Here is a 6,397-nt window from a genome sequence, read left to right as displayed (position 1 = left end):
GCGACGGCCTCCACCGTCGCGCTCTCCGGCGGCAGCAATCGCGCCACCGCTCTATCCTTGAATTCCTGTCCGTATCGTGCCACGTCCTTCTCTCATCATCGCCCCCGAGTTCTTTAGGATTCTATCGAGGCGACAACTATTCTGGCGCAGGGGGGGGCGCCCGTTCCACAGCCCGGAGTGACTATATCAGCATGAAAATGCTGGGGGCTTACCCGTTGTGGCGTTCGAGTGAGGAGGAGGCCCTGGCGTCAGCCCTCCGGCATTAGTGTGTGTGCGCCTTCAAAGCGCTCTGCGAAGTAGCGATTGTCGAGCCGGTCGACCCGAACTTTCCCCTTGCTGCTGGGCGCGTGGATGAATTTGCCATCGCCAAGATAAATGCCCATGTGCGAGAAGGAGCGGCCGAGGGTATTGAAGAACACCAAATCACCGGGTTGGATCACTCTGGACGGAATGGGGCGCGTGCGTTCGGCAATTCCTGCGGCGTTGTAGGGTAGTTTGCGTCCGCTCACCTGTTCGACGATATAGCTGACCATGCCGCTGCAGTCCAGCCCGGCAGAAGGATTTTTGCCTCCAAATCGGTAGCCTGTGTCGAGCAGACCCAAGGCATAGAGCACGACCTCCTGTGCATCGTCCGGCTGGGGAAGGGTGATCCAGTTGCGCGTAGAAGGGGATGAGGGCGTTGTTGAACTTGGCTGCGATGGATAAAGCGGGCGTTGCGGCGTCTGGCTGCAGCCAGTGAGCAGGGCTAGAGCCAGCAGTAGGCAGCGCTGCTGCTGCCACTCAAGCAGTGAGGCGAAACGTAACCGGACCATGGTTTACAAGGGAGACCTGCATTTCGGCCCCAAACTCACCAGTTTCCACCTTGGGATGGCGGCTCCGAGCCAGGGTCACAACTTCACTGAACAACTTTTCCGCGATTTCTGGTGCTGCTGCGGGCGTAAAACTCGCGCGGGTACCCTTGTTGGTATCGGCGGCCAGCGTGAACTGGGATACGAGCAGCAGTCCCCCTGCCATATCGACGACAGACCGGTTCATCCGTCCTGCGTCGTCCGGGAAAACGCGATAGGTCAGCAGGCGCTCAACCATCCGACTGGCGTTTGTCGAAGTGTCGGCCTTTTCAACCGCGACGAAGGCGAGGAGTCCCGGGCCAATGGCGCCGACGGTATGCTCTCCCACCGTCACCCTGGCTTCAAGGACGCGTTGAATCAGGGCGATCATTCCAGAAGTTCGATCTGACCGTTTACAGACACGCTAACCGTGCTGTCACCGGCTTCGATCGGAGCCGCGACGGCTTCGGCAGCCATCAGGCTCGCACTACGGGCGAGCGGCATTATGGGTTTTTGCTGAATTCCGCCGGAATTGATGGAGACGTGCTTGATTTTCCACTTCTTGTTGAGGCCGGTCGCAACCAGCTTTGCACGGGCTTCGAATGCTGCGAGGGCATCCACGATCGCCTGGTCCTCGATCTTCTTCCAGGTCTCAGAAGAGGGGGCTGCATTCAGTCCGCTGATCACCATAGATTGCTGAAGTTTCCCGAGCAGCTCTGAGAGGGCCGCAGAGTCCTGGGCTTCGAGGGTCAGCGAGGAGCGCATCCGCCAGGCTTCGATGTTCCGCACATTCTTGCCATAAACAGGATAGGTGAGATTACCACCAGTACGGACCTTGACGGCAGGATAGCTGCGGGCTGTCTGTAAAGCCTGAGTAATGACCGTATTCACCTTGCGAGAGAGTTCGCCGGGGCTTGTTTCGGTGGTTTCGTAATAGACTTGGGCCCTGAACTGATCATTGGGTGCGGGCCTACTCGCCTCTACGGAGATGTCAGCTGTCGGTAGCGCAGGGGGCGAAGCTCCGTTGGCTGCATGAACACCTGTGGCGGACAAGAGAAGCGCCAGACTGCTTGAAACAAATATGGCTATGCGCATGGCAGGATTTTCCGGTCCGGACCGAATGTGAAGATTGGCCTATTTCGCCACAGCCAGGGGGTATTGGCAAAGCTCATGTGCTCGTTTGGCGTCGATGGGGCTGGAGAGTGTGGTTGAAATGCATATGGGGATTGTCAGCTGGGTGGCAGGGGCTCGACAAGTTGCCGATAAGCGTGCCACGTGGCGTGTCCAACGATGGGCATCAGGACGACCAGGCCGAGATGGAAGCTGAGAAAGCCCAGAATGGTCAGTCCGACGATCAACGTTGCCCAAATCAGCAGTGGAAGCGGATTGAGTGTCAGGGCCCGCATGCTGGCGATCATCGAGGTGACGGCATCCTGGTTGCGGTCCAGCATTAATGGAATTGAAACAACGCTGACTGCAAAGACGAGCAATGCGAATATGAGGCCAACGCCAAAGTAGACGAGCAGGAAGTCGATGTTCTCGAAGGACAGCACCTGCCCAAGGAACCCGGATAAATTGGGAAGTTCGCGTGTGTAGAAGATTGCGAAGATGACGAGGGATGCACGCGCCCAGATCAGGAAGATGACAGTCAGCACCGCCGCGAATACTGCCAGGTTACCGGCGTTCCGACGCCATACCGTCAGTGTCGGTGTCAGCGCGCACTGTTCGCCGAGTTCCCTGCGTCGCGAGAGTTCGTAAAGCCCCATCGCGAAGAAGGGGGCGAGGAGAAGAAAACCGGTGGAGACGGCGGAGGTGTATTGGTAAGCGTGCTCGAATACGAAGGTCAGCAGCAAGCCCATGGCCGTGAAGCAGAATCCATAGAACAGGCTGGCGACGGGGCATGCCTTGAGATCACCGAAGCCTCGCGCTATCCACTGAAAAGGTGCACCGACGCCTACGCTGCGCAAGGTGGGGAAAGGCAGCGTAGTGGCGGCCTTTTCGTCGTCCGGGTGGGCATTGTGCTGAGCCATGCTTTGTCTCCGTTATGGTTATTGGAACTTAATGGCTTGCAACAACCGGATCAGCTCATGCAGGTGCCTGTCCGGTTGGTTGGGAGCTGATGAAGGCCCACAAGGCATCGAGCACTTGACCCGGGGATTCGGACATCATGGCATGCCCGGCGTCGGGTAGCACAACTCTGGTGGGCTGGAAGTCGGTATTGAAGGCCGTAGCGAGCGGCGCAAGCGCCTTTGGGGGAGTCATTCTGTCTTGCGCGGAGCTCAGCAGCAGGGTTGGGCAGCGTACCTGGGCTGCCGCGTCGAAGCCCGCGCGATAGGCATTGCAGGCTGCCATGTCGGTATGCAGCACGCCCGGCGCCTGGCGTTCCATCAAACGTTCGTTGAGTGCCGTGAGATTAATGCCTGGGACGCCACTCGCGCCGATCTGACTGTGCGGTGCAAAGGACCACTGGTTGATCAGTGCATGGGCCTTGTCCCGGTTCGATAGCGTTGCGTCCAGTAGTGCGGGTGCAACCGGCATCGGAGCCACGACGCCTACCAAGGCCAACTGGCTTACCAACTCGGGTGCCGTAGCGGCGACCTGAAGTGCGATCAGGGCTCCCATGCTGTGGCCGATGACAACTGGACGCTCGGTACCGAGCTTGTGTGCAAGCGTAATGATCCAGTGGGCCAGGTCCTCGATGCTCTTGAGAGCGGGGCCGCTGGAGCGGCCGTGCCCCGGAAGATCAGGGGCGATGACGTTCCAGCCGTGATGGGCAAAGTAACGGGTCTGCAGCATCCACACGCTATGATCGTGCCCGGCCCCATGGATGAAGAGTGCCGTAGGTCGATCGCGCTCAAGGCGCTGGCCGCCGGTGTAGCAGAAGGTGATGTGGTCGCTCAGGTGACCGGACAGATTGAGTCTCATGCGTGGTTCCGGAGTCAGGCCGTGGCCTTCTGGATGGCGTAAAGTGCGCGGTCCAGATCATCGATAAGGTCGGAAACGGACTCCAGCCCGACCGAGAGACGGATCGTGCCTTCCGTGATGCCTGCCGACAACAGTGCATTTCGTGACATCCGGAAATGAGTCGTGCTGGCCGGATGAATTGCCAGCGATTTTGCATCACCCACATTGGCCAGATGGGAAAATACCCTTAGTGCCTCGATGAACGTTGAGCCGGCTTGCCGTCCGCCCTTGAGGCTGAAACTGAATACGCCGCCACAGCCCTTTGGCAGTAGGCGCGCGGCCAACAGATGGTCGGGGTGGCTTTCGAGTTCGGGCCAGGCGACGGACTCCACCAGTGGGTGAACAGCCAGATGGGACACAAGCGAACGCGCATTGGCTACATGGCGCTCCATTCGCACGCCCAGGGTCTCCATACCCTGCAGTATCTGAAAGGCATTCATGGGCGACAGGCAGGCACCGAAGTCGCGCAGCCCCTCGCGCCGGGCACGCAGCAGGAATGCTGCCACGGGAGACTCCTCCGCGAAGTCCATGCCGTGGAAGCCCTCGTACGGTTCGGTGAGTGTCGGAAAATGACCGCCTGACGCCTCCCAGTCGAAGTTCCCGCCATCGACCAGCAAGCCACCGATGGCGACCCCATGGCCGCCGAGGAATTTGGTGGCCGAGTGCACCACCAGATTCGCACCGAGGTCGAGCGGACACTGCAGCATCGGCGTGACCAGCGTGGCATCGACGAGCAGGGGGAGGCGTGCATCCCGGGCGATCTGGGCCAAGTCCGGAATGTCCAGAACTTCCAGTCCCGGGTTGCCGATGGCCTCACCGAACAGCAGGCGGGTTGCCGGTCGGATCGCAGCGCGCCAGCCCTGGTGGTCACCGGGGGCGACGAAAGTGGTTTCGATGCCGAATCGGGGTAGAGTGTAGGCAAGGAGGTTGTTGGAGCCACCGTACAGCGCGCGCGAGGCCACGATGTGGCCGCCACTACCCATTAGCGTCGTGATGGCCAACAGCAGGGCTGCCTGACCGCTGGCACAGGCGATCGCGCCGATGCCGCCTTCCAGCGCCGCAATGCGTTCTTCCAGCACTGCGTTGGTGGGGTTGGATATGCGCGAATAGACATGACCGGCCCGCTCTTGATTGAACAGAGAAGCGGCGTGCTCGCTGTCTTCGAAAACGTAGCTGGTCGTGAAGTGGATCGGAGTGGCCCGGGAACGATGAACGGGATCGGGTGTCTGGCCGGCGTGCAGGGCGAGTGTTTCGGCCCCGGCGTTGCGGTGGATGGACATGCGTTATCTGATAGGAGGTTGAAAGAGCCGGCTTCAGGCCGGTATGTCCGGATCGAGCAGGCGCTGGATGATGGCTATCCGGTCCTTGACCAGCAGTTTGCGTTTCTTGAGGCGACGCAGCAGCAGTTCGTCGCCCGGCGGTGGCGCCGACGAAATCTGGGAAATGACGGCGTCGAGGTCTCGATGCTCAGTAGTAAGGGTCGCCAGCCGGGATGCAAGGCTGGTGACATCGGCGCTGGGTTCGTTGCTGTCGTTCATGCCTGGTCGGAAGAGGGTTGGGGCACGGCTGCGAGCTGATTCGGTGGAATCTTAGGCGCGGGTGGCAGGAAATACAACGGCGGTGGGGAACTTGAAGTAGAGGAATGTGTTCCCATCTTCAGTAGCACAGATGCCCAAAAGGCAAAACCTAGCTATCGGGAGGCCTGTCATGAACGTGGTACTCAATAATCCTGTCCTGTATGTGGTGGACTATCCCAATCTCGATGCCGTCGAGGTGATCGACAAGCGACGCGGCGTCGGAGCCTTGTTTCGCGATGAGGCGGCTCAGCGCTTTCGCCGCGAATTGCGTGATGTGGCATCGTCGGCAACCGAAATGGATGATTTCGAGGTGTGGATTGCCGACTATGGGTCGTTGATGAACCAGCCGGCGATCTATCACTGACACACTGCCGGATCGTGAAGGGCAAGCTGGAGCCGCTTGCCAGGCAGGCAGGCGGCTCCTACTATTGCCCACCGTTTTGTTTCCGGAGTGTTTCAGGGTGAATAAGGCCTTCGTCAAGGAAAGTGACCAGGACGAGGACGATGAGTCCGCGCCCGGTGTGCCCAGCCTGCCGCCCGGCACCCGCAATTACATGACCCGCAACGGATTCGAGCGGCTCAAGGCCGAACTCGATGAGCTCGTGCGCGATGAGCGTCCCAAGCTGGTCGAGACCGTGCGTTGGGCGGCGTCCAATGGTGATCGTTCGGAGAACGGCGATTACATCTACGGCAAGAAGCGCCTTCGGGAGATCGACCGGCGCATCCGTTTCCTGATCAAGCGCCTGGAAGGCGCCACGGTGGTGACGCCGTCCGAGCAGGAGAATATCGAGCAGGTTTTTTTCGGCGCGACAGTCACTGTATCTGACCTGGATGGAGACGAAGAGCAGACCTACCAGATCGTCGGAGTGGACGAAGCGAATGCGTCCGAGGGCCGTATCAGCTGGATTGCGCCTCTGTCTCGTGCGTTGTTGAAGGCCAAAGAAGGGGATGTGGTGCGTTTTGCCAGCCCGGCGGGCGTTCGCGAAATCGAAGTGGTCGAAATCCGATACGAGTAAGACGGCGTTGACG

Annotated in this window: 9 protein-coding genes; 2 read left to right on the top strand and 7 right to left on the bottom strand. The window is 59.8% G+C overall.

Features of this window, described 5'->3' with window-relative positions; all coding sequences use genetic code 11:
• Positions 1-248: 248 nt before the first annotated feature.
• The 7 genes from B4920_RS07175 to B4920_RS07145 form a co-directional block, all read right to left on the bottom strand.
• Positions 249-812 carry a C40 family peptidase gene (locus B4920_RS07175; RefSeq protein ID WP_079433928.1) on the bottom strand — a complete coding sequence of 188 codons (564 nt, stop codon included), beginning with the start codon at positions 810-812 and terminating at the stop codon, positions 249-251.
• On the bottom strand, positions 781-1,218 hold the full coding sequence (dtd, locus tag B4920_RS07170) for a D-aminoacyl-tRNA deacylase (protein WP_079433927.1): 438 nt from the start codon (positions 1,216-1,218) through the stop codon (positions 781-783). Before dtd ends, B4920_RS07175 begins: the two co-directional genes overlap by 32 nt.
• Positions 1,215-1,922 carry an SIMPL domain-containing protein gene (locus tag B4920_RS07165; protein WP_079433926.1) on the bottom strand — a complete coding sequence of 236 codons (708 nt, stop codon included), beginning with the start codon at positions 1,920-1,922 and terminating at the stop codon, positions 1,215-1,217. Before B4920_RS07165 ends, dtd begins: the two co-directional genes overlap by 4 nt.
• 134 nt (positions 1,923-2,056) lie before the next feature.
• The gene (locus B4920_RS07160; protein ID WP_079433925.1) at positions 2,057-2,857 is read right to left on the bottom strand and encodes a DUF2189 domain-containing protein; all 801 of its coding nucleotides are present in this window, start codon (positions 2,855-2,857) and stop codon (positions 2,057-2,059) included.
• 55 nt (positions 2,858-2,912) lie between these two features.
• The gene (locus B4920_RS07155) at positions 2,913-3,752 is read right to left on the bottom strand and encodes an alpha/beta fold hydrolase (RefSeq protein WP_079433924.1); all 840 of its coding nucleotides are present in this window, start codon (positions 3,750-3,752) and stop codon (positions 2,913-2,915) included.
• Between the two features lie 14 nt (positions 3,753-3,766).
• A complete protein-coding gene (locus tag B4920_RS07150) occupies positions 3,767-5,071 on the bottom strand; it encodes an O-acetylhomoserine aminocarboxypropyltransferase (protein ID WP_079433923.1) in 1,305 nt (434 codons plus the stop codon).
• A gap of 33 nt (positions 5,072-5,104) precedes the next feature.
• On the bottom strand, positions 5,105-5,329 hold the full coding sequence (locus tag B4920_RS07145) for a YdcH family protein (RefSeq protein ID WP_079433922.1): 225 nt from the start codon (positions 5,327-5,329) through the stop codon (positions 5,105-5,107).
• Between the two features lie 169 nt (positions 5,330-5,498).
• On the opposite strand from B4920_RS07145, the gene B4920_RS07140 reads away from it, so the two are divergent.
• Both B4920_RS07140 and greB read left to right on the top strand, forming a co-directional pair.
• Positions 5,499-5,732, top strand: coding sequence for a DUF3567 family protein (locus B4920_RS07140; protein ID WP_079433921.1), 234 nt, complete (start codon positions 5,499-5,501; stop codon positions 5,730-5,732).
• A gap of 97 nt (positions 5,733-5,829) precedes the next feature.
• Positions 5,830-6,384, top strand: a complete 555-nt coding sequence (gene greB, locus B4920_RS07135) for a transcription elongation factor GreB (protein WP_079433920.1) — start codon at positions 5,830-5,832, stop codon at positions 6,382-6,384.
• Positions 6,385-6,397 lie beyond the last annotated feature (13 nt).

It is taken from the genome of Zoogloea sp. LCSB751 (assembly GCF_002028455.1).
Lineage (GTDB): Bacteria > Pseudomonadota > Gammaproteobacteria > Burkholderiales > Rhodocyclaceae > Zoogloea.
Note: the sequence above shows the minus strand (reverse complement) of the source record. Positions and strands in the feature narration are given on the sequence as shown.